This is a genomic window from Chitinophaga sp. W3I9 (assembly GCF_050434025.1).
In the GTDB taxonomy this organism is placed as follows: Bacteria; Bacteroidota; Bacteroidia; order Chitinophagales; family Chitinophagaceae; genus Chitinophaga.
In genome coordinates this window covers 809,081-831,717 of record NZ_JBNPWC010000001.1, presented here as the reverse complement: position 1 = coordinate 831,717, position 22,637 = coordinate 809,081, and the positions used below count along the sequence as shown (strand labels likewise).

Genomic DNA, 22,637 nt, shown 5'->3' with positions numbered 1-22,637 from the left:
AACGTCATGAAGTTCATTAATTACCTGGGATCTATAGCCGGTATCAGTATTTACCCGATGGCATCGCTGCTGTTGTTTACCACTTTTTTTGTGGCGGCCTCGCTATGGGCTTTTAAAGCCGATAAGAAAATGGTGGATCATATCAGCCGTATTCCTTTAGATAATGACGACACAAATGCCCAATAAAAGAAAAACAATGAATAAACAGTTTATACAGCTACTCACCGGCGGTTTATTATGCAGTATCCCTGCCTTTGCAGATGGCGGAGCGGGGACCCCTTCAGAATTATCTGACCCGGTAGCCCTGGTATTACTGGTGGTAGCAGGAGGACTATTACTGGCTATCGGCATCCTGGCCAATGCGGTGCTGGGCGCTATGGATATTTTCAGGGAAAAGATGAAGAAAGATGCCGGTAAAGCTTTAATAACTGGTGGTGTTGTTATGCTGTCACTCCTGAGCAGCAACGCTTTTGCACAAACGGCCACTACTGCTGCCAGTCCTTATTTTACGAGGCTGTCGCAAACTTCTTTCTACCTGCTGATATCAGTTATTATACTGGAACTGGCGGTGATCATCAGTCTTTTATTCCTGTTGCGCTACCTGGTGGGTATCAAAAGAAAACGTACACCCGCGAAAGCAGTGGCGCCTGGTAAACCCCGGGTATCATGGCTGGAAAAAATCAATAAAACACGGACCGTGGATGCGGTGGCAGAAGCAGAGGAAGACATGGGCCATGATTTTGATGGCATCCATGAACTCAATAACCCTACACCTCCCTGGTGGAAATGGGGATTTGTATTCACCGTTTGCTTTGGCATCGTATACTTCTGGCGTACAGAAGTTACTCACTCGGCGCCCAGCCAGCTGGAAGAGCTGGCGGCAGAAGAAGAAAAAGCGGCTGTTGCCAAACAGGAATACCTGAAAAAAGCCGCCAATAACATCGATGAAAACAATGTAGTCATGCTCACCGATCCGGCTGATATCGCTGCCGGGCAAAAGATGTTCGTTTCCAACTGCGCGCCTTGTCATGGCCCGCAGGGACAGGGTGTAGTAGGGCCCAATCTCACCGACGACTACTGGCTGCATGGCGGCAAACTCAATGACGTGTTTAAAACAATAAAATACGGCGTGGCCGATAAAGGAATGAAATCCTGGCAGGAAGATTTTTCGCCCAAACAACTGGCGCAGGTAGCCTGCTATATCAAAACGTTACGCGGCACTAATCCGCCGAATGCCAAAGAACCACAGGGACAGAAAGAATAAAGCAGCAGTTATGGCTAACAGCACCTTCAGAGATACAATAGCTACCGTTGACGGGCAAGGCAAACGCAACTGGATATACGCAAAGCAGCCGAAAGGCCGCTGGTATAATATCCGCAGTTGGGTGAGTCTCCTGTATTTTAGTGTTTTCTTCAGCCTGCCGTTTATTTCCATAAATGGCCGGCCTTTATTTATGCTGAATGTGGTGGAGGGAAAGTTTATCCTTTGGGGCGCCATCTTCTGGCCGCAGGACTTCTTCATTTTCGGGCTGGCTATGCTGGCATTCATTCTTTTTATTGTAGTGTTTACGATGGCCTTTGGAAGGCTCTTCTGCGGGTGGATGTGCCCACAAACCATTTTTATGGAGCTGTTATTCCGCCGCCTGGAATACTGGATAGAGGGAGATGCCGCTGCGCAAAAAATGCTGCAGCAGTCGCCATGGAATACCAATAAAATCATGCGGAAAACAGGGAAGCACATTGCCTTCTATGCCCTGTCATTTCTCATTGCCAATATATTCCTCTCCTATGTCATCGGGGCTAAAGCGCTGGGTAAGATCATCACCGAGCCGTTATCTGCACACACCGGCGGCTTTATCGCCATCATCATGTTCTCAGGCGTGTTCTATGGCGTATTTGCCTTTATGAGGGAGCAGATCTGCACGATTGTATGTCCGTATGGCCGTTTGCAGGGGGTATTGCTGGACAGGAACTCCATTTTGGTGGCGTACGATTACGAAAGGGGAGAGCCCCGTGGAAAGTTCCGTAAAGACGATTCCAGGGCACACGGCGATTGCATCGACTGTATGCAGTGCGTGAAGGTTTGCCCTACGGGAATAGATATACGGAACGGCACCCAGCTGGAGTGTGTGAACTGCACCGCCTGTATTGATGCATGCGATTTCATGATGGAACAAACCGGCCGGCCGAAAGGACTGATCCGGTATGCTTCCGAAAACGGCATCGCCAGCAAACAAAAGCTGCGGTTTACGCCGCGGCTCAAAGTATACTCCGGGGTATTGGTGGTATTGCTCACTGCCATCAGCTTTATGCTGGGCAGCCGGAAACCGGTGAGCGGCACTATTATGCGCACAGCAGGTATGTTGTACCAGGAAAGAGGCGCTGATAGCTTGTCGAACCTGTACCGTATTAAACTCCTCAATAAAACCGGCCGGGATATTCCGCTCGGGTTGAAACTGGAAAACGAAAACGGAGTGGTGTCCATGATAGGCAATGCCGTGATTCATATAAAGGCCGAAGGGCAGGGGGAGGGTACTTTCTTTATTGTATTGCCCAAAGCTTCCGTGCATCAGCGTAAGTCAACTTTATACATCGGGCTGTATGAACACAACAAAAGGATTACCCGTTTACGCACCACGTTTTTAGGACCGGTACAATAATAAGACAGCTCATTCACATCTTAAAAAATTATTACCATGAACTGGGGACATAAGATCATTATAGTGTTTGTAGTATTTGCCGCCGGCATTCTGACGCTTGTTACCAAAAGCATGCGTACCAGGATTGATATGGTAACGCCTGATTACTACAGCGAAGAATTGAAATACCAGCAGGTAATTGATGGAAAAGAAAATGCCGCAAGGTTATCTGCTCCTGTTACTATATCCCAGGAAGACGCAGGTGTAATGATTTCTCTTCCATCTGAGCTGCGGAACAAAGCGCTCAACGGTAAAGTAACCTTTTACCGGCCTTCTGATTCCGGCAAGGATGTATTGATGCCGCTTCAACCGGATCAATCGGGACGGCAGTTAGTGAGCCGGCAATTATTCATCAGGGGGCCCTATAAAGTGAAGATAGCATGGACGATGAACGACCAGCCATACTACCAGGAACAACTGGTAAATATTAATTGAAATAACGGAGCAGGATAGTTATTTAAAAAATTACAAAAGATATACGCATTATGATCGCTTCATTTATACTTGGTTTTGTGGGCAGCTTTCACTGCATAGGTATGTGTGGTCCTATTGCATCAACGCTGCCGGTACAACATCTTAACGGTATCCGCAAATTAGGGGGCATACTGTTATACAACGCGGGCCGCATCAGTGCTTATGCCATCCTCGGATTGCTTTTTGGATGGCTGGGCAAACAGTTATACCTGGGTGGATTACAGCAATGGTTGTCGATCATCACCGGCAGCTTATTGCTTGTGCTGGTAATATTGAAATACGCCGGCATAAGATTAACAAAAGGCAGGCATCTCCCAGATATTTTCACTTCAAAAATAAAATTCCGGCTGGGCAGCCTGTTAAGGCAACAACGCTTCCATACTTTATATGCCATTGGCTTTCTGAACGGACTCCTTCCATGCGGACTCGTGTACCTCGGTATTGCCGGCGCCGTTGCCTCCGGTGATGTGCTGAAAGGGATGTTGTTCATGGCTGCCTTTGGTGCAGGTACTTTACCTGCAATGGTGGGTATTACCTGGTTCAGTCACCTGGTCAATATGAAGGTGCGCAACCGGATGCGCAGTTTGATACCGGTGGTGATCAGCATCATGGGCGTGTTGCTGATCCTCCGGGGACTAAACCTGGGCATTCCTTACATCAGCCCGGTGCTGACGCCCAATAGTGAACATGTAGTTGAAAATTGTTGTCATAAACCATTACATCATGAGCCTCATCAGTAAATATAACGTAGCCGCACCGCGGTACACCAGTTACCCTACTGTTCCCTATTGGGAAGAGCAAACTTTTCATCCGGAGAAGTGGAAAACGCTGTTGAAAAAATCATTCCTCGAATCGAACGGTAAAGATGGGATCAGCTTATACATTCACCTGCCTTTCTGTGAGAGTATGTGTACGTATTGCGGTTGTAATAAACACATCACCGTTAACCACGGGGTAGAGGGGCCTTATATTGAAACCCTGCTGAAAGAGTGGCAGCTGTATGTGGATACTTTCGGCGGGCGTCCGCGCATCCGGGAAATACATCTTGGCGGAGGCACACCTACCTTTTTCAGTGCAGCGCATCTGGCGATGTTGCTGAATGGCATTTACCGCACTGCGGAGCTATTGCCTGACGCCAGTTTAAGCTTCGAAGGTCATCCGGGCAATACCACACCGGAGCATCTCCAGTCGTTGTATACCCTCGGCTTCCGCAGGATCAGTTTAGGCATACAGGACTTTGATATGCGGGTACAGGAAATCATTAACCGTTTGCAACCTTTTGGAATGGTGGCATCCGTAGTAGAGAACGCCAGGAAGATTGGATTTACCTCCATCAACTTCGACCTGATCTATGGTTTACCGTTGCAAACGCTTACAAGCATGCAGCATACGATTGATAAGGTTGTCCGGTTACGCCCCGACAGGATCTCTTTTTACAGTTATGCACATGTGCCCTGGATAAAGGGAACCGGTCAGCGTCGTTATACAGAAGCGGATCTGCCAAAAGTTGAAGAGAAGCGGCAGTTGTATGAACTGGGTAAGTTACTGTTCGACAGCAATGGTTATACGGAGATTGGTATGGATCATTTCGCGCTGCCGGAAGAGGCATTGCACAAAGCTTTCCTGCAAGGGCGGCTGCACCGGAACTTCATGGGTTATACTGATTCTCCCACATCGTTGCTGGTTGGTTTGGGAGCTTCTTCCATTGGCGACAGCTGGTATGCATATGCACAAAATGAGAAGAAGGTGGATGCTTATCAGGACCTGGTGAACAAAGGGGAGTTTCCGGTTGTACGCGGTCATATCCTGAACGAAGAAGACGGGTTGCTGCGAAAGCATATTCATGAGCTGATGTGTCGATTTGAAACTACCTGGAACAAGGCAGACACGCAGTGTGATGCGATCATTGATGGCCTGCAGCGATTGCAGGAGATGGAGCGCGACGGGCTGGTGCAGGTACTGCCTCAGAAGGTGGTGGTAACGCCTGAGGGGAGGCCTTTTATCCGCAACATTTGTATGGCTTTTGATGCCCGGTTGTGGCGACAAGTACCACATTCACAATTGTTTAGCCACGCCATATAATTTGTCTTTCCCGCTGATTACGCTGATTATACTGATTACTTTGATTTTACTCTTTTGGATTTTATAAAGGATTGAAAAGATTTAGAGAGATATAAGCGAATATCCTCGCTGATATCTCCCCGAATCTTTTATAAATCCAAAAAGTAAAATCAAAGTAATCAGTATAATCAGCGTAATCAGCGGGAAAGACAAAATCCGCGTTTTTTTTTCGCTTTTGGACCGGAAAAACCCAAAATTTGAAAAAACGGGGTTGTCGGCCGGGTTATCCATTTACCGGGAAAAGGGGATGAGAAAGAAGAAGATGTAGTGATGAATTTTAGTGCGATAAAAATGTGATCTGCTGTAACGCTTTATTCATGCGGGTTTCAGAGGCAATAAAAAAAGTCTGACCGTTGGAACAATCAGACTTTCTTGTTATGTGAATGGGTTAGTAAGTACAGGGAAACAAAATTCCCTACACAATATTAAAAAGAATTTCATCACAAAAGAAAAAATTTACAAAAAATTTTATTCACACTACGAAAATAATTGTGGATAACAGCAGATCGAAACTTTCCGATCATCGTTATCATGCCTTCATATTTTGATGGTTGCAATTGCCGATTTACTACCTTTGTTGCTCTTAAACATTATTCAATAATTCAGAGTATATGAAGTTCGAAGCACCTGTTGCAGTAACGGAAATAGCAGCATATATAGGCGCAGAGCTGGTTGGCAACAGCCACCTGATGGCCACTGGCATCAATGAAATACATAAGGTTACACCGGGAGATATTTCCTTTGTTGACTTTGAGAAATACTATAACGCCAGTCTGCAGTCGGCAGCAACCATCATTATCATAAACAAAAAGGTAGATTGTCCGGAAGGCAAGGCGATTTTGGTACTGGACGACCCATTCAGTGCATATGTAAAACTGGTTAAAAGATTCAGGCCTTTTGAGGCGGCAACCAAAGCCATCAGCGACAGCGCCGTGATAGGAGAAGGCACTGTTATCCAACCCAACGTATTCATTGGCAATCATGTGCGCATTGGCCGCAACTGTCTCATTCATCCGAACGTAACGATTTATGACTACTGTGAGATCGGTGACAACGTAATTATTCATGCAGGAACGGTACTCGGGGCAGATGCTTTTTACTTTAAGAAAAGGGCGGAGCGTGAAGTGATCTATGATAAGCTGGAAAGTTGCGGAAGAGTGATCATTGAAAGCGATGTGGAACTTGGCGCCGGCTGTACCATCGACAAAGGCGTAAGCGGCGATACCATCATTGGCCGTGGCACCAAACTGGATAACATGATCCATGTAGGTCACGGTACCGTTATCGGCAGAAATTGCCTCATTGCTGCGCAGGTAGGCATTGCCGGTAAAGCAAAAATTGAAGACAATGTGATCCTGTGGGGACAGGTAGGCGTGAATAAAGATCTTACCATCGGGAAAGGCGCTGTTATTCTCGCACAAAGCGGGGTGCCGGCTTCCGTGGAAGGAGGTAAAACATATTTTGGTTCCCCGGTAGAAGATGCCAGGGTAAAAAAGAAAGAACTTGCCTGGATCAAACGCATCCCCGAGATGTGGGAGAAACTCAAAGAAACCAGGTAATCATCAACGCCGGGAAACAATATCACCTGTTCCCGGCGTTTCAGCATATTCAAAACCACCCGCTTCATGAAGTATTTGTTTGCCGCCTTACTCCCCCTGCTACTTTGGAGTTGCAGCACCACCAAACCCACTGCCGTTAAATCATCCCTATACACCAGCGACCAGGAATGGGCGGTAAAGGTGAAAGACGGCTGGCTTAGCGCTAAAACCATTTCTTTTGGCCTTTATTCCTCTACTTCCCGTAAAAACGGCGTAGCGGAAGCCACCTTCGTTAAAGACCCTAAAAACGCCTTTAATTTTTATCTGAACGGCAACGAGGAACACCTGTTGATACAAACCATGAACACTACAGCCATTGTGTTCTCCAACCGCGACTTGCCGGCTTATTTAAGTAGTTTGCCGGGAGCTACGGACCTTCGCTACACATTGATCAACGGCACCAGGAATGAGCCATTAAAACGCTGGGAAATGATCGTTAAAAGCCCTCATTACCTGGAGCTGAATGAAAACAAACCGGCAGGCGTGTTACGGTCTACGGATACAGATATACGCATTACCGCCCATAACCGTTTTGGTAAGGTAAATTCCTACGAAAGTGTGTGCTACGAGTTTCAATACCGCGGGCAACCCATCGCAGCAGTAATACCAGGCGAAAAACCCCGGGTATGGATGAGCAGGGACGCGCCTCCCGAACTCTCCAAAACACTGGCGGCGGCTATCGCTGCATTCCTTTTTTGAGTGGCGCGCGCGGATGTTGTCTTTCCCGCTGATTACACTGATTTTACTGATTTAGAGATTTGATCATGTTGGATTTAAAATGATTTGGGGAGATAAAAGCGGATATATTCGCTTTTATCTCCCCAAATCATTTTAAAATCCTTTATAAAATCCCAAAAGTATAATCAGGCAAATCAGTAAAATCAGTGTAATCAGCGGGAAAGACAACATACGCGCGGGAAAGACAACATACGCGTTAATCCCGCGAAAAACCAGCTCCGCGCTCCCGGAGGTAGGCGGCGGAAATATGCTGGATTGTTTCTTCCAGTGGCCGGAAACGGAATCCCGGTAAGGCATTTAAGATCTTGTTGTTTTCGTAGTATACTTTGAGCTGGGCAGTACGGGCCGTCTCTTTAGTGATAAGCGGGTGTTTGCCCGTAAGCATTCCCTTCACCTTTTCGAGTCGCCACACTGCTTCGGCCATCCAGGGCTTGGCCGCAATATGCGGCGGCTTTTTACCGAGCGCCTGCGCCATATGGGTGAATAACTGCAGATAACTCCAGTTGTCTGCCGACAGGATAAACCGCTCTTCGTTGATGTCGCTGTCCATTAACCGGATCATGGCAATTACCACATCCTCCACATCAACAAATCCATTTACGCCCTGTGTGTAATAGGGAAATTCTTTCCAGGCATTTTTGATCAGGGTGCCGGAACCCTCCTCCCAGAAGCCTGCACCCAGGATAATGGAAGGGTTTACAATTACCGCATCCAATCCTTCTGCAATACCTCTCCATACTTCCATTTCTCCCTGGAACTTACTGATGCTGTAACGGGAATTATTCTTACTGTCTTCCCATTCACATTCCTCGTTTACGGCCGCACCTGGCTTTGCTCTTCCGATAGCGGCTACAGAGCTTACATACAGGAGCTTTTTAACACCTGCATCCAATGCCATATTCACTATGTTGGCAGTGCCTTCGGCGTTAATTTTCAGCAAGCGGTCTTTATCCGCTGCCTGAAAAGAAACAACTGCAGCACAGTGATATACCTGTGTTACATCCGTCATGGCATCTTCCAGCGAGCACACGTCCAGGATGTCGCCTGGTACCCATTCTATTTTATCTGAAATATCCTGCAACCGGGGTGAAGGTTGTTTACGGTACAATGCTCTCACAGGTTTCCCTGCGGCAACCAATGCCCGGATTAAATGACTACCCAAAAAACCTGTACCGCCGGTGACTAAAATCATGAAGACTAAAATTCTTTTTTCCAAAAAGAGGTTCAAAAATAACTAAAACCTGTTATTGTTCGTACCTGTAAAAACCCAATCCTGTTTTACGTCCCAGCTTACCATCCTTCACTCTTTGTTCCTGCAGCGCATTAGGTTTAAAGCGGGGCGCCTGCTCAAAAGCATCATACAGGGATTGCGTTACCGCCAGGTTGATATCGTTACCTATCAGGTCCATTAATGCAAAAGGACCCATTTTAAACCCGGCTGCTTCCAGCAGCTGGTCAATGGTGCTGAAATCTGCCTGACCCTGTTCCGCAATATGCATGGCTTCCAGGTAATAATGCCTGGCCACCCTGTTCACAATAAAACCGGGAGCATCTTTTACCCTTACCGGCACTTTACCCATCTTTTCCGCCAGTTCATAAATAGTGTCTGCTACTGCTGGTGCTGTTTCCTTTCCGCTTACCACTTCCACCAGTTTCATCAGGTGGGCGGGGTTAAAAAAGTGCATACCCACCACTCTTGATGGATGAACGCTTACAGCCGAGGCTATTTCAGAAACAGACAGGGAAGAGGTATTGGAAGCAAAAATGGTTTCTGCAGTATTGATGGCGGCCAGCTGGTTGAAGAGTGCTGTTTTGGCGGTGATTCTTTCTACAATAGCCTCTATGATCACATCGGCTACACAGTCTTCGATAGCTGCGGTGAAACGGATCCGTTGCAGGATGCTTTCTTTATCTGCAGGAGCCAGCTTTCCTTTTTCCACGGCTACCGTCAGGCTTTTCTCAATCTGTGCTTTTGCCCTGTCCAGGCCGTCCTGCCGGATATCAAACAACAAAGTAGTAAATCCGCTGTAGGCTGCTATCTGTGCTATTCCGGCGCCCATAGTACCTGCGCCGCATACGGCAATAGTTTGAATCACTTTTTTGAGGTTTTTCATCCGGCTATTACATAAATGCAGCGGGAAGTTCCGCTGCATTTATGTAATAGCCAAATAGCCTGGTAATAATATTTATACTGCTCCTTCAAATTGTTCCAGGAAACGGGTATCGTTTTCAGAGAACAGGCGCAGATCTTTAATCTGGTATTTCAGCATGGTAATACGTTCTATTCCCATACCGAAGGCAAAGCCGGAATATTTTTCCGGGTCGATGCCGCAGTTGGCCAGTACTTTCGGATGTACCATTCCGCAACCGAGTATTTCTACCCAGCCGGTTTGTTTACATACATTACAACCGGTGCCTCCGCAAATGAAGCATACAATGTCCATTTCCGCGCTGGGTTCTGTGAACGGGAAATAGGAGGGACGGAAACGGATGCCCGTATTCTCGCCAAACATTTCCTGAACAAAGTGATACAGCGTTTGTTTGAGGTCTGCGAAAGAAACGTTTTCGTCTATGTACAATCCTTCTACCTGGTGGAAGAAGCAGTGTGCACGGGCGGAAATGGTTTCATTACGGTATACTCTTCCCGGGCTGATGATACGGATAGGCAGCTTGCCTTCTTCCATTACCCTTACCTGGGCGGAGGAAGTTTGGGTGCGCAGCAGCCAGTCGGGATTTTTGCTGATAAAGAAAGTATCCTGCATGTCGCGGGCCGGATGATTTTCCGGGAGGTTCAATGCCGTGAAGTTGTGCCAGTCGTCTTCAATTTCTGGTCCTTCGGCAATGGTAAAGCCCAGCCGCTCAAAAATGCGGATGATCTTATTCCTTACCAGGCTGATAGGGTGCCTGGTGCCCAGCCGGTGAGGCGCGGCCGGTAAAGTATAATCTATATCGCCGGTATCGGCGCCACCAGCATCTTTCAGATCGCTGAACTGCTCGTAGCGGGATTCCGCGAGTTGTTTAAATTCGTTTAAAATCTGCCCGAATTCTTTCTTACGGTCATTCGGTACCTGTTTCATCTCCCCGAAAAGAGCTTTCACGATACCTTTTGTACCCAGGAATTTTATGCGGTACTGTTCCAGATCCGCTGCGCCGGCAGGCGTAAAAGCCGCTATTTCTTCTTTGTAGGCTGCTATTTGCTGTACTAACTGTTCCATAAACAACAAAGATAAGCGTTTAGGTGTAAACTGAAGAGGTTTAGCCATTGCTCCTTTTTTCACGGAAATGACGTATATTTTCATGAGCAAATCGAGGGGGTTATGCCTGTCACCACACACACTGTTATGCTGATACTGGCTGCAGCCGGCATTGTCATTTTTTTTCTCCTTTGTCTGCATTACCGTTCCCGTTACCTTCTTCTCAAAGGCAGTAGCGAAGCTTTGATCCAAAACAGCCACCAGCAGGATGCCGCAATGCTCCTTCTCCGCACACAAATTACAGAACTAAAACTGGTGAACCTGAAATCACAGGTGAACCCGCATTTCCAGTTTAATTGCCTAAACGGCATATACACCGCCCTCATGACCGGCGAAACGGCGCTGGCACAGGAATATATTTCCCGTTTTGCCGGCCTGCTCCGGAAAGTGTTAATGCTGGCTGATAAAGATTTTATTCCCCTGCAGGAAGAAGCTGATCTGCTGGAGCAGTACCTCAAACTGGAACAATTGCGCACCAATAACGGGTTTGAGTATACGCTCTATACCGATCCGCAGATCTCTGCGGCGGCCCTGTATGTACCCTGTATGCTGGTACAACCTTTTGTGGAAAACGCGATCTGGCATGGCCTGATGCACAAGCGTACAAACAGGCAGCTACACGTTCAATGGATGCAGCTGGGTCCGGACCTGTATGCGTGCGAGGTAACAGACAACGGTATCGGAAGGGTACAGGCACTGCAATATCATCACGACGGGCTAAAAAGTAACAACCACCATTCCAGGGGCATGGAAATATGTATGGAAAGGGCCACCCTTTACCGCGCCATGTACCATAAACAATTTAACATTGAAATCTCCGATCTGCCGGGAGCGGAGAACACCGTAGAAGGCACCCGTGTGTACATTACTTTTGAATCCGATCCGGCCATGAACCACTAAAAAATCAATTTGTAACCCACTCCCCGGATATTAACGATCTGTACACGGGAATCATCTTTCAAATACCGGCGGAGCTTCGTGATAAATACGTCCATACTGCGGGCGTTGAAAAAATTATCATCTCCCCAAAGATCGAGCAATACAGCTTTCCGCTCCATTACCTCATTTTTGTTATCGTATAACCGCCGTAAAATAGCCGCCTCGCGGTGCGACAGGAACTCGATGGAATTATTGCGGGCAAGGGTTTGCTTGGTGTAGTTGAAAACATATTGCCCGATGGTTACAGCGCCTTCTTCCATTTCCCTGGTGCCGGGGTTATCGCCAAAACGTTTCAGCAGCGCCGTAATACGAACAATCAGCTCGTCCATGCTGAAAGGCTTTTTCAGGTAGTCGTTTCCCCCCAGTTCAAAACCTTTCACCACATCAGCAGTCTGCGATTTGGCGGTCAGGAAAATGATAGGCGTGAATTTATCCTGCTTACGGATTTCTGCCGTAACCGTAAATCCATCCATGTTAGGCATCATGATGTCCAGCACCACCACATCGGGGTGTTCCTGCTGGTATATACGCAGTCCTTCTTTGCCGTCGGCTGCGTACAGCATTTCAAACCCCCGCATCTCAAGGCTGTCTTTCACAATTTGTCCGAGCTGCACTTCATCTTCTATCAATAATACTTTGGGCATAAATCTCTTTTATATGGTTAAGCAGAAGGGATGATAATGGTAAATTCGCTGCCTTTGTCCGGTTCACTTTGCACATGTATGGACCCACCATGCATTTCCACTATTTTCCGCACATAACTTAATCCCAGGCCAAACCCTTTTACGTTGTGCAGGTTGCCGGTAGGCACCCTGAAAAACTTATCAAAGATACTGCCCTGGTATACCTTCGGGATACCAATGCCGCTATCTTTTACCCGGATCTTTAAGATACCGTTTTCCATGCTGGTTTGCAGGTATAATTGTACGTGTTCGCCGGAATATTTAATCGCGTTATCCACGAGATTATTAATCGCGCTGGCCAGGTGTGTTTTATCAACAAATACGGCTTTGCCGGCCAGGTTATTATCATAGCGTAACTGTAGCTGCTTTCCTGCTTTAAGCTGGTGGTTGGAAAGGATGTTGTCAATTACTTCATTCAGGTCTGTTTCCTCCCGGAACAATTCAATATCTTCTTTTTCTTCGGCAGCAATATGCAGTACTTTTTCCACGAGATCTGATAAGCGCTGCAATTCATTTTTTGATATATCCAGGTACGTTTGTGTTTTACGCTGGTCGTTCAGTGCATTGAAGTTCTGTAACGCCTCTACTGCCGCAGATACGGTGGCAATAGGCGTTTTCAGCTCATGCGTCATGTTGTTGATAAAATCGTTTTTTACTTCCGACAGCTTTTTCTGCTTGAGAATTGTTCTGAGCATATAAATAAAACTGAGGGTGGTAAGCACCAGTAATACCAGTGAGCTGAGCAGGGTCCAGATCATCTTCTGTAAAATAAACTGCAGGGGGGAATCGAAGCTGGCCTGTACGAATAAGTTGCTGGCGGGGTTAAAAGGAATTTTCGCCGTTTGCCTGGGCTCCCTCCGGCGGATGCTGTCTCTAAACGTTTCCCTTTCAAAACCGCTGTAGTTCAGATGAAAAGTATCCAGTTCATAGGGCGTGGCTATCTGGCGGTTGGCCAGCTCCACTTTGAAAACAGAGTCCAGTTTTTTAAGATTGGTACTATCGTCGTGTAAGTTGCTGGTAATGAGGAACTCGGAGATCTGCCGGGCCAGTGTATCCACATATATCCTGCTGGAAGAATCGGCCTTAAAAGCAGCTGCCGGAGGTCGCTCGGGGTAGCGGTCGAAATGCTGCCCCTTGAAACGCCTGCCTTTAGGCATGCCTATTTCTTCCAGCTGATCTGCCAGTCCGCGCATAGGCGACTTCAACGAATCTTTATCTTTACCATAGTAACGGATATAGCGGCGCACATCCGAAAACTGCTTATTAAACACAGCCATCCGCAGCGATTCATTGATCTCTTTATTGAACTGTTCCTCTCTTAATTTGTATGAATTGTATAGCCAGTACCCCTGGAACAGAAATATTCCGAGGATACAAACAGACATGAGGATGAGAATATTTCTGATTCTTTGTCGCATGAAAGATTTTAAGATCCTTACAAAACTATCCATTCCACGGGGAAAAGAAGGCAATCCCTTAACAGTAATTAACAGTAAATAAGGAAGATTAACGCTTACAGACAGCCCTTAACAGTAAATAACAGTAAATAAAGCTTTTTAACCCAAAAAATGAAGACGAAGATTCACATTTGTACTAAAATCAATCAGGTATGAACCGAACTATCCGTTTATTCATCGCAGCAGCCACACTGCTATCTGCCACCAGCCAGGTATATGCTCAGCAATCAGGAGTGATAGAATATGAAGTAACCGCCAAAACAGATCCCGAACGCATGCGCGGATTCCAGCGCGGTGGCGACGACGCACCCGAAATTCCGGATGTCATCACCTTCAAACAGGTATTTACTTTCAGCAACAACCTCGGTAAGCTCACCACCGAGCGGCCTGAAGGCGGCGGCTTCGGCGGCAGAAGACAGCGCCCCGACGGAGATACCAGCACCCGGCGCAGACAAGGCCCCGGCGGTATGGGCATGGGCATGGGACGGGGTGGCAACGCACAGTATGTAGACCTTGCCAATAAGAAGTATGAACAGGTGTTCAGCACCTTTGGCGACGATAAAAAAACTTACTACACAGAAGAAGATTTCATCTTTACCGCTAATAACAAGTCGTCCGACAAAACAAAAAAAATTGCAGGATATACATGTAAAAAGGCCACCATACAGCTAAAAGATGATACGTACACCGTTTGGTACACCACCGAATTGCCCTTCACTTTCTCCCCGGTGAACGGATTATTACCCGACAGCAATGCCGTTGTGCTTTCTGCGGAAGGCGGCAAACGCGCCTTCATCGCAAAAAATGTTAGCCTGAAAGCCGTAACAGATAGGGATCTCAGCATACCCGCGGGTGCAGAAAAAGTGAGCCCCGACCAAATGAGAGAAATCAGAAGACAGGAAATGGAGAAATTACGTAAGCGGCAACAACAATAAATAAATTTCATCCTAACTTCCCCCTTTCCTGTTAAATTCATATATGAAGAAACTTATACAACTCTTGCTGGTACTGGGTTTAGGCATTATACATGTCCAGGCCCAGGCACAACAAGGAAAGATTAAAGGCCAACTGACTGACTCTACCTCCAGGGATGCCATGCCCGCTGCCACGGTAGTGTTACTGAATGCAAAAGACTCCAGCGTTGCTACCACCACTATGACAGACAACAAAGGCAACTTTGAACTGACCAACGTCGCCGATGGCGCATACCGGCTGTACGTAAGCTTCCTGGGCTATAAACCTATCAATAAATCATTGCAGATTAACCAGGACCATAAGGAAATATCCCTCGGCAACATCCCTATGATATTAAAAGGAGTAAACCTGAATGCAGTAGAAATACTGGACGAAAAACCACCCATTGTAGTTAAGAAAGATACCCTTGAATTTAATGCCGATGCATTTAAAACCCGCGAAAATGCAGTGGTAGAAGACCTTTTAAAGAAACTTCCAGGCGTTACAGTAGATAAAGACGGCGCTATCACCGCACAGGGAGAAACCGTTACCAGGGTACTGGTAGATGGTAAACCGTTTTTTGGCAACGACCCCAAACTGGCCACCAAAAACCTGCCAGCCAATATTATCGACAAAGTACAGCTGATAGACCGCAAATCAGACCAGGCTCAATTCACACAAATCGACGACGGGCAAACAGAAAAAACGATCAACATCACCATTAAAAAAGATAAAAAGAAAGGACTGTTTGGCCGCGCCACTGCCGGCTATGGTACCGACGACCGCTATGGCGTATCCCTCAGCTTAAACCGCTTCAGGGAAAACCAGCAGATGTCGCTGCTCGGTGGCGGTAACAACGTAAACAATATGGGCTATACCCAACAGGATGCCATGAGCTTCAGTTCTGCCGGTGGCGGAAGAGGAGGTGGTGGCCGCGGCGGCGGAAGAGGTATGCAACAGCTCATGGGTGGCGGCAACAACAGCGGTATCACCCGCAACTGGAACACCGGCCTGAATTTCAACCAGGACTTCAGCAAAAACCTGATCGTGAACGGCAGCTACTTTTTTAATGATACCAAGAATAATACAGAACAAAAAACAGCAAAACAAACATTCAGTACCGATAAACAAGGCAACGCCACCACCAACTACGACAATACCAATTCTACCTCTCAAACAGATAACAGTAACAACCGCTTTTCTGCCAGGGTGGAATATACGATCGACTCCTTTCATTCACTGATCTTTTCACCAACCTATTCCCTTACAAACGGCAACAACTACAGCGTTACAGAAAACCTGTCGCTGAACACCAATAAGGATACATTGAACAGGGGACTCACTTACAATGATGGCCAGGGCAACAATGAAAATTATGGCGGCTCACTGCTGTTCCGCAAACGGTTTAGAAAAGCAGGCCGTACACTGAGCCTTAACTTTAATTACAACAACAGCGATAATGACCAGGAGAACTATGTAAAATCAAGTATCAATTATGTTTCTGCCGACAGCATCGTTAACTTCAACCAGCGCAATCAAATAAATACCAATAGCCGCAACGAAGGCGTAAATGTTACCTACACAGAACCGTTGGGAAGGGATCGCTTCCTCGAAGCAAATTATGGTATCACAAAATACAATAGCACCAGCACAAAATATACTTACGACTATGATGATGCGAAAGGACAGTACAACATCATGAACGACTCACTGAGCAATTCTTTTACCAACAGTACCCTGAACCAGCAGACCGGCTTTGCCATACGCACCAACAAACTGAAATATGATTATTCCATAGGACTGAATGTGCTGTTTAACAGCCTTGATAATAACACGTATTCATTCCTGAAGGGGAAAGACAGCCTGATCACACAAAACACGGTTAACTTCTCTCCGCAGGCATCTTTTAACTACACATTTTCCAAGAACAAACGGTTACGCATAAACTACAACGGTAATACACAGCAACCATCTGTACAACAGCTGGCGCCCGTTCCGGACAACAGTAACCCGTTGTATATACAGCTGGGTAACCCGGACCTGAAACCATCTTTTACCAATAACCTCAGCGTTAACTACAACTCGTTTAACAACATCACCTTCCGGGGAATGTTTGCCCGGTTGAACGGCGGTTATACGGTAAATAAAATTATCAACTCCACTACACTGGATCCTGAAACCGGCAGGCAAACCGTGAGACCGGTAAACGTAAATGGTAATTACAATATTTCGGGTATGGTACACAACTCCATTCCCTTATCAAAAACGCCAGGGCAAAACCTGAACACAGGAACTTCCGTGAGTTATAATAAAGATGTAATTGTGAGCAATGGCATTAACAGCAACACCAATTCGTTGCAGTTATCACAGTCGGCCAACGTAAGCTATATGTACAAGGAATTGTTTGATATTTCACTGGGCGGCAGCATTAATTTCAATGCCACCAACTACTCCCAGGCCAGCGCCGGTGCAAGTGATACCCGCTACCTGGATTACAATATCAACACGGATTTCAATATCAATCTTCCGCTCGGTTTCCTGATAGGCAGCGATATCACCTGTACAATGAACCGTGGTCGGCAGCCGGGTTATAACCTCACCTCCACCATGTGGAACGCCAACGTATCAAAGTATGTATTTCCAAAGAAACAGGGGATGATCAAGATCCAGGGATTTGACCTGTTGCGGCAATATATCAGTGTATCCCGCACCGTGGCAGACAACTACATCCAGGACGTACAGAGCAATGTATTACAGCAATACTTCATGGTGAGCTTCACCTATTTCCTGAATAAGTTTGGCGGTAATAGCGGCAAAGGCGAAAGAGGCAACCGTATGATGGGCTTTCCTCCGGGAGGTGGCCGCGGCGGCATGAGACCAAGAGGCTTCTAAGTTGACCATCTATATAAAAATGGGCATTATTAATCCGTATGATTAATAATGCCCTTGTTATTTAAAGACTAATTTAAATAGACATCGTTCTTCTTGGAGCCGTTACCCGCTTCAGTATCCAGGAAAGAGTAAACGTGGGGATAAAATCTGTACCTGGAAATAATTCCTCCATGAAGTTAAAAACACTACCGAAAGTACCAATCGTGCCACCAAACATACGGTAGAAAATGATGGCAGAAATCGGGGCCCAGATAAAGTCACTGACGTCTCCTAATACCGGAACTGCGTAACTGGCGCATCCTAACACGTCCATCAGGATGCAGATCCATAAACTGGGAGTATATTTTTTTTCCATATCAACCTCCGCTTTTCAATACATAAACAAATTACTTACCAAATTCCAAACTAACTGTAAGTTACTATATAAACGCAGGATGAGCGCGGTTGGTTCTACGGAAAAAATAAAATCCGTATTTCCACGCCCTTTTGCCTTAAAAAGGCGGCAGGAGCTTGTAAGTAAACATAATTTCGCCTACATTGATGGCAGTTTAAAGCAAACCTTTTTTATGCATCAGGAAAACTCACGCCGCGATATGATTAAGAAAGTAGCCACAATGGCATTCGCATCCACCGCGCTATCATCCCTCTCCAGCAGGGTATCTGCACACGATCTGGCAGTAGATGAAAAACTAAAAGGCAAAATCAACCACTCGGTATGTGCCTGGTGTTATAACATTCCACTGGATGAACTGTGTAAAGCTGCTAAACAAATCGGCATTCATTCCATCGACCTCGTTGATCCGAAAGACTTCGACATCCTGAAGAAAAATGACATGATCACCGCTATGGTGGCCAGTAATGGCCCGGATTGGAATATCGGCAAAGGATTTAACACCGTAGCCCACCACGATAAACTGGAAGAATATTTTAAACATTATATAGATGAAACCGCAAAAGCCGGTTTTACCAACCTGATCTGCTTTTCCGGCAACCGTAACGGCATGAGCGATCAGCAGGGCATTGAAAACTGCACCAAAGGCCTGCAACGCATTACCGGCTATGCAGAAAAGAAAAAGGTAACGCTGGTAATGGAACTGCTGAACAGCAAAGTGGATCACCACGACTACCAGTGCGATCATACCGCCTGGGGCGTAGAGCTATGTAAATCAGTGGGTTCTCCCAATTTTAAGCTGCTATACGACATTTACCATATGCAGATCATGGAAGGGGATGTAATCCGTAATATCCGCGACCACCACGATTATATTGCGCATTACCACACCGGCGGGGTACCGGGCCGTCATGAAATTGATGAAACCCAGGAGCTGTACTATCCGGCCATCATGAAAGCGATCTACGAAACCGGCTTTAAAGGCCACGTGGCCCAGGAGTTTATTCCTGTCCATAAAGACCAGATCGCATCGCTCCGCCAGGCAGTAGGAATCTGCGATCTGGCTTAAATTCATAAATATATCCTACTTTCGCGGACCAGTCTACTAAACCAGTAGGGTATATAACATGAACCAAAATTACAAAAAGCCTTTATCATGGCTGCTCAACGAGTCGGCCAGTGAAAGCAAAGATACCCTCAAACGCACGCTGAATGGCTTTCAGCTGCTGATGCTGGGCCTGGGCGTTATTATCGGTGCGGGATTATTTTCCCTTACGGGACCCGCAGCCGGCAATAACGCCGGGCCGGCAGTAACACTCTCCTTTATAGTGGCTGGTGTTGGCTGCGCCTTTGCCGGTCTTTGCTATGCCGAATTTGCCTCCATGATCCCGGTGGCAGGCAGCGCATACACCTACGCCTACACGACAATGGGAGAGCGGCTTGCCTGGATCATAGGCTGGGACCTGGTCCTCGAATTTTCCGTGGGAGCCGCCACCGTGGCTATCAGCTGGTCTAATTACCTGGTAGCATTCCTTGCAGGATATAAAATTTACATTCCCGCACAGTTTTCACACTCCCCGTTTGAAACCATCACGCTGGCAAACGGCGTAACCACCCACGGCTATTTCAATCTCCCTGCAGCATTGGTCATTATCCTCATGTCGGCGATCCTCATGCGTGGCACCAAAGGCTCGGCCATATGGAACGCGATAGTGGTGTCGCTCAAAGTGGGCGTAGTGCTTGTTTTTATCGCCCTCGGCTGGAAGTATATACAGCCGGCTAATCTCACCCCATATATTCCCAAAAACACAGGCACCTTTGGAGAATACGGCGTATCCGGTATTTTGCGGGGAGCAGGTGTCATCTTCTTTGTATATCTCGGTTTTGATATTGTGAGCACAGCCGCCCAGGAAACCAAAAATCCACGGCGTAATATGCCCATAGGCATTCTCGGATCACTGGCGGTATGTACGGTCCTGTTCATTCTTTTTTCCCATGTACTCACCGGACTGGGCGCCCTATAAAGAGTTTAAAAACAGCGCAGCGCCGGTAGCCATTGCCATTGCGCACACGCCCTACAAATGGCTTGGGCAAATGATTATCCTCGCCATCATAGTCGGTTATACTTCCGTAATCCTGGTGGATCTCTGGGGGCAATCGAGAGTATTTTACAGTATGGCTAAAGATGGCCTGCTGCCAAAGATATTTTCGGATGTCCATCCCCGTTACCGTACTCCCTGGAAATCGAATATCCTTTTCTGTGTGTTTGTAAGTTTGTTTGCCGCACTGGTACCGGTAAGGGTAGTAGGGGAGATGACCAGCATTGGTACCCTGCTGGCATTTGTGATCGTATGTGCAGGGGTTTGGATAATGCGGTACTCCATGCCGGATGCACCGCGCGCATTTAAAACACCGTGGGTTCCCTTTGTGCCATTAATGGGCATTATCACCTGTGCCGTTATGATGGCCTTTCTGCCCTGGGATACCTGGTTACGTCTCATCGTATGGATGGCAATAGGCATGGTGATCTATGAATTTTATGGTAAGAAGCACAGTAAAGTGCGTAAGCAGCTGAAAAGCTAATATTTCCAGTCCTGCCGCAGTACACCCATTACCACCATATCCACATACTGCCCGTGCAGTTTGGCGCTGTGACGCAATATTCCTTCTTTGGCAAATCCCAGTCTGATCGGGATTTGCCCGCTACGTTCGTTCTGCAATACAAAGCGGATCTCTATCTTATTCAGGTGGAGTTTTTTGAAGGCAAAGGAAATAAGTCCTTTGCACGCGGCGGTAGCAATGCCTTTCCGCTGGAACTCTTCTCCTATCCAATAACCTATTTCTGCTTTCTGCAACTGGTGGTCCCATCCGTGGAGATCAATGACCCCGCAAAATTGCTCCTTGTACCATACCCCCAGGGCAATGGCTTCCTGTTCTTCAGCTTTGCGTAACATCAACTGTATAAAGCGGAGGGAATGTTCTTCGTTGGTATTATAATCTACCCAGGGTAAAAATCTGCGCAGGCTTTTACGGGATGCATCCAGTTGTTTATATACCAAGGGAGCATCCTGCACCTGGAGCTGCCGGAGGTATATGTTTTCATTAACGGTTATTTCGAACATAACTGGATTTAAAAGGGCGTTAAACTTACACCGATTTCCCGTAAAATCCAACCTGCGGGCAGTAAAATAGCCGCTGACCTTTAGCTTTATTGTATAAAAACTAAGAGCCAGCGGCTGTTTATTCTCTATTTATTACCGTTACTGTTTTGCTAACAACTGTTGTTTAGCCATATCTTTTACTACCTGTTGTGCATATAATACGGCCATTCTTTCCGTTGTTGGCGGATCGAAAGACTGTGATTGTACAGAGTACAACATTTGTCCGCTCTTCATATCATACAGGTTGGCTTCCCATTGATACTTGGTATTGTAAGTATAATATCCGGGAGCATACATCCTGGATGACCACATAGAGTAATAGGGCCAGAAGCCATAATAACCGTAAGGTGAGTAACTGGGAACAAAGTTTCTTTCCCTGCCTTTATCCAGCATTACAATGGTCATGATCTGGTTTACATCACTTCCCTGTAATTGCTTCAACACCTGCTTTTCCGTCATTTTAGCCATGTCGTTGGGGCCATAGGTCTGCAGTGCAGACATGGCATTATATCCCTTTCTTCTCAGTTCCGATACGGTGTAATTTTCCATCTGGCTGCGCAGGGTACGATCTCTCTGAGGTACCAGCGCCATTACCATTATTTTATTATCCTTTTGCAGTTGCTGTGCATCATTGGAACGCCAGGAAGACGTTACTTTGGTGCTTGAACAGGCTGCCATGGCGATGATTGCAAATCCTGCCATGATAAGACCCAGCTTTTTCATATTCCCTCCTTTAGTTTGATTAGTTAGTTTGTATCTGTTAGACGTGGAACAGAGCGATTTGTAACATCACCCCGGCAGTTTTAACAAATCTTTGAGACTTGTTAATAATTTGCTAATGAATAGTTTATGCACAACGGAGGTTGTCTTACTCAGGATTACGCTGATTAGCTTTTGGAGATTTGGGGGAGAATTTAGCGTAGGTTGTCTTTGACACTGATTACGCTGATTTTGCTGATTACTATTTTGATTTTTAGAAGGATTTTGGAAGATGAATGTACTGGCCGGATTTTAATTTAATATCCGGCAGTTTCTATGGAATATTGGTATGTTTTTAGCTTTTTATAGGATTTTCGGAAAATTCAGTGAATTTAAACGGCTTTCCGAGTTGCTATTTCTTAAATAATTTAAGAAGATGAGCGGCATTTAACAGCAAAAATTTACTGAATGCCGTTCAATCACTTTCACCGGTATATTGGCGTACCGTTTCTCTGATGGGGTAGTATTGCGTATAACGCCCGAAAAAATTTCGCCCGTAAAGCCCTGTGGTAAGCGA

22 protein-coding genes are annotated in these 22,637 nt (G+C 46.5%); 14 read left to right on the top strand and 8 right to left on the bottom strand.

Annotated elements, in window-relative coordinates:
• The first annotated feature begins 6 nt into the window (after positions 1-6).
• From QFZ51_RS03670 to QFZ51_RS03635, 8 genes are all read left to right on the top strand, one after another.
• Positions 7-186 (top strand): CcoQ/FixQ family Cbb3-type cytochrome c oxidase assembly chaperone, encoded by a 180-nt coding sequence (locus QFZ51_RS03670; RefSeq protein ID WP_370908929.1) that lies wholly within the window; start codon positions 7-9, stop codon positions 184-186.
• 10 nt (positions 187-196) lie between these two features.
• On the top strand, positions 197-1,264 hold the full coding sequence (locus QFZ51_RS03665; protein WP_429043269.1) for a cbb3-type cytochrome c oxidase N-terminal domain-containing protein: 1,068 nt from the start codon (positions 197-199) through the stop codon (positions 1,262-1,264).
• 10 nt (positions 1,265-1,274) lie between these two features.
• On the top strand, positions 1,275-2,660 hold the full coding sequence (ccoG, locus tag QFZ51_RS03660) for a cytochrome c oxidase accessory protein CcoG (RefSeq protein ID WP_429043267.1): 1,386 nt from the start codon (positions 1,275-1,277) through the stop codon (positions 2,658-2,660).
• A 36-nt stretch (positions 2,661-2,696) separates the two neighbouring features.
• Positions 2,697-3,134: a FixH family protein gene (locus tag QFZ51_RS03655; RefSeq protein ID WP_429043263.1), complete on the top strand. Its 438-nt coding sequence runs from the start codon at positions 2,697-2,699 to the stop codon at positions 3,132-3,134.
• Positions 3,135-3,184: 50 nt separating this feature from the next.
• Positions 3,185-3,913: a sulfite exporter TauE/SafE family protein gene (locus QFZ51_RS03650; protein WP_429043260.1), complete on the top strand. Its 729-nt coding sequence runs from the start codon at positions 3,185-3,187 to the stop codon at positions 3,911-3,913.
• Entirely contained in the window at positions 3,897-5,255 is a 1,359-nt protein-coding gene (gene hemN / locus QFZ51_RS03645) for an oxygen-independent coproporphyrinogen III oxidase (RefSeq protein WP_429043257.1), read from the top strand. The genes QFZ51_RS03650 and hemN overlap by 17 nt, the downstream gene beginning before the upstream one ends.
• Positions 5,256-5,905: 650 nt before the next feature.
• On the top strand, positions 5,906-6,853 hold the full coding sequence (locus QFZ51_RS03640) for a UDP-3-O-(3-hydroxymyristoyl)glucosamine N-acyltransferase (protein ID WP_429043254.1): 948 nt from the start codon (positions 5,906-5,908) through the stop codon (positions 6,851-6,853).
• A 66-nt stretch (positions 6,854-6,919) separates the two neighbouring features.
• Entirely contained in the window at positions 6,920-7,591 is a 672-nt protein-coding gene (locus QFZ51_RS03635; RefSeq protein WP_429043251.1) for a hypothetical protein, read from the top strand.
• Between the two features lie 235 nt (positions 7,592-7,826).
• On the opposite strand, the gene QFZ51_RS03630 is transcribed toward QFZ51_RS03635, so the two are convergent.
• The 3 genes from QFZ51_RS03630 to pheS all read right to left on the bottom strand — a co-directional run bounded on the left by QFZ51_RS03630 (position 7,827) and on the right by pheS (position 10,845).
• A complete protein-coding gene (locus QFZ51_RS03630) occupies positions 7,827-8,822 on the bottom strand; it encodes an NAD-dependent epimerase/dehydratase family protein (protein WP_429043248.1) in 996 nt (331 codons plus the stop codon).
• A 52-nt stretch (positions 8,823-8,874) separates the two neighbouring features.
• Positions 8,875-9,744 carry a 3-hydroxyacyl-CoA dehydrogenase NAD-binding domain-containing protein gene (locus tag QFZ51_RS03625; RefSeq protein WP_429043245.1) on the bottom strand — a complete coding sequence of 290 codons (870 nt, stop codon included), beginning with the start codon at positions 9,742-9,744 and terminating at the stop codon, positions 8,875-8,877.
• Between the two features lie 72 nt (positions 9,745-9,816).
• The gene (gene pheS, locus QFZ51_RS03620; protein ID WP_429043243.1) at positions 9,817-10,845 is read right to left on the bottom strand and encodes a phenylalanine--tRNA ligase subunit alpha; all 1,029 of its coding nucleotides are present in this window, start codon (positions 10,843-10,845) and stop codon (positions 9,817-9,819) included.
• 102 nt (positions 10,846-10,947) lie between these two features.
• Here pheS and QFZ51_RS03615 point away from each other — a divergent pair, with 102 nt between their 5' ends.
• Positions 10,948-11,784: a sensor histidine kinase gene (locus tag QFZ51_RS03615; protein WP_429043240.1), complete on the top strand. Its 837-nt coding sequence runs from the start codon at positions 10,948-10,950 to the stop codon at positions 11,782-11,784.
• On the opposite strand, the gene QFZ51_RS03610 is transcribed toward QFZ51_RS03615, so the two are convergent.
• Positions 11,781-12,467: a response regulator transcription factor gene (locus QFZ51_RS03610; protein WP_370908918.1), complete on the bottom strand. Its 687-nt coding sequence runs from the start codon at positions 12,465-12,467 to the stop codon at positions 11,781-11,783. The two genes, QFZ51_RS03615 and QFZ51_RS03610, sit on opposite strands and share 4 nt — an antisense overlap.
• 17 nt (positions 12,468-12,484) lie before the next feature.
• A complete protein-coding gene (locus QFZ51_RS03605; protein WP_429043237.1) occupies positions 12,485-13,924 on the bottom strand; it encodes a sensor histidine kinase in 1,440 nt (479 codons plus the stop codon).
• A 191-nt stretch (positions 13,925-14,115) separates the two neighbouring features.
• On the opposite strand from QFZ51_RS03605, the gene QFZ51_RS03600 reads away from it, so the two are divergent.
• Together QFZ51_RS03600 and QFZ51_RS03595 are read left to right on the top strand one after the other, a co-directional pair.
• Positions 14,116-14,898: a hypothetical protein gene (locus QFZ51_RS03600; protein ID WP_429043235.1), complete on the top strand. Its 783-nt coding sequence runs from the start codon at positions 14,116-14,118 to the stop codon at positions 14,896-14,898.
• Between the two features lie 43 nt (positions 14,899-14,941).
• Complete coding sequence (locus QFZ51_RS03595) at positions 14,942-17,809, top strand: outer membrane beta-barrel protein (RefSeq protein ID WP_429043232.1); 2,868 nt, start codon at positions 14,942-14,944, stop codon at positions 17,807-17,809.
• 73 nt (positions 17,810-17,882) lie between these two features.
• On the opposite strand, the gene QFZ51_RS03590 is transcribed toward QFZ51_RS03595, so the two are convergent.
• Positions 17,883-18,164 (bottom strand): hypothetical protein, encoded by a 282-nt coding sequence (locus QFZ51_RS03590; protein ID WP_429043229.1) that lies wholly within the window; start codon positions 18,162-18,164, stop codon positions 17,883-17,885.
• A 211-nt stretch (positions 18,165-18,375) separates the two neighbouring features.
• Between QFZ51_RS03590 and QFZ51_RS03585 the strand changes: the two genes are divergently transcribed.
• The 3 genes from QFZ51_RS03585 to QFZ51_RS03575 are packed head-to-tail and all read left to right on the top strand — an operon-like array spanning position 18,376 to position 20,783.
• Positions 18,376-19,269 (top strand): hydroxypyruvate isomerase family protein, encoded by an 894-nt coding sequence (locus QFZ51_RS03585; RefSeq protein WP_429043227.1) that lies wholly within the window; start codon positions 18,376-18,378, stop codon positions 19,267-19,269.
• Positions 19,270-19,327: 58 nt separating this feature from the next.
• Positions 19,328-20,224, top strand: a complete 897-nt coding sequence (locus tag QFZ51_RS03580; RefSeq protein WP_429043225.1) for an amino acid permease — start codon at positions 19,328-19,330, stop codon at positions 20,222-20,224.
• A complete protein-coding gene (locus QFZ51_RS03575; protein ID WP_429043222.1) occupies positions 20,196-20,783 on the top strand; it encodes an APC family permease in 588 nt (195 codons plus the stop codon). Before QFZ51_RS03580 ends, QFZ51_RS03575 begins: the two co-directional genes overlap by 29 nt.
• Here QFZ51_RS03575 and QFZ51_RS03570 read toward each other — a convergent pair.
• Together QFZ51_RS03570 and QFZ51_RS03565 are read right to left on the bottom strand one after the other, a co-directional pair.
• Positions 20,780-21,322 carry a GNAT family N-acetyltransferase gene (locus QFZ51_RS03570; protein ID WP_429043219.1) on the bottom strand — a complete coding sequence of 181 codons (543 nt, stop codon included), beginning with the start codon at positions 21,320-21,322 and terminating at the stop codon, positions 20,780-20,782. The genes QFZ51_RS03575 and QFZ51_RS03570 overlap by 4 nt on opposite strands.
• Positions 21,323-21,460: 138 nt before the next feature.
• A complete protein-coding gene (locus QFZ51_RS03565) occupies positions 21,461-22,063 on the bottom strand; it encodes a hypothetical protein (protein WP_370908910.1) in 603 nt (200 codons plus the stop codon).
• Between the last annotated feature and the right edge of the window lie 574 nt (positions 22,064-22,637).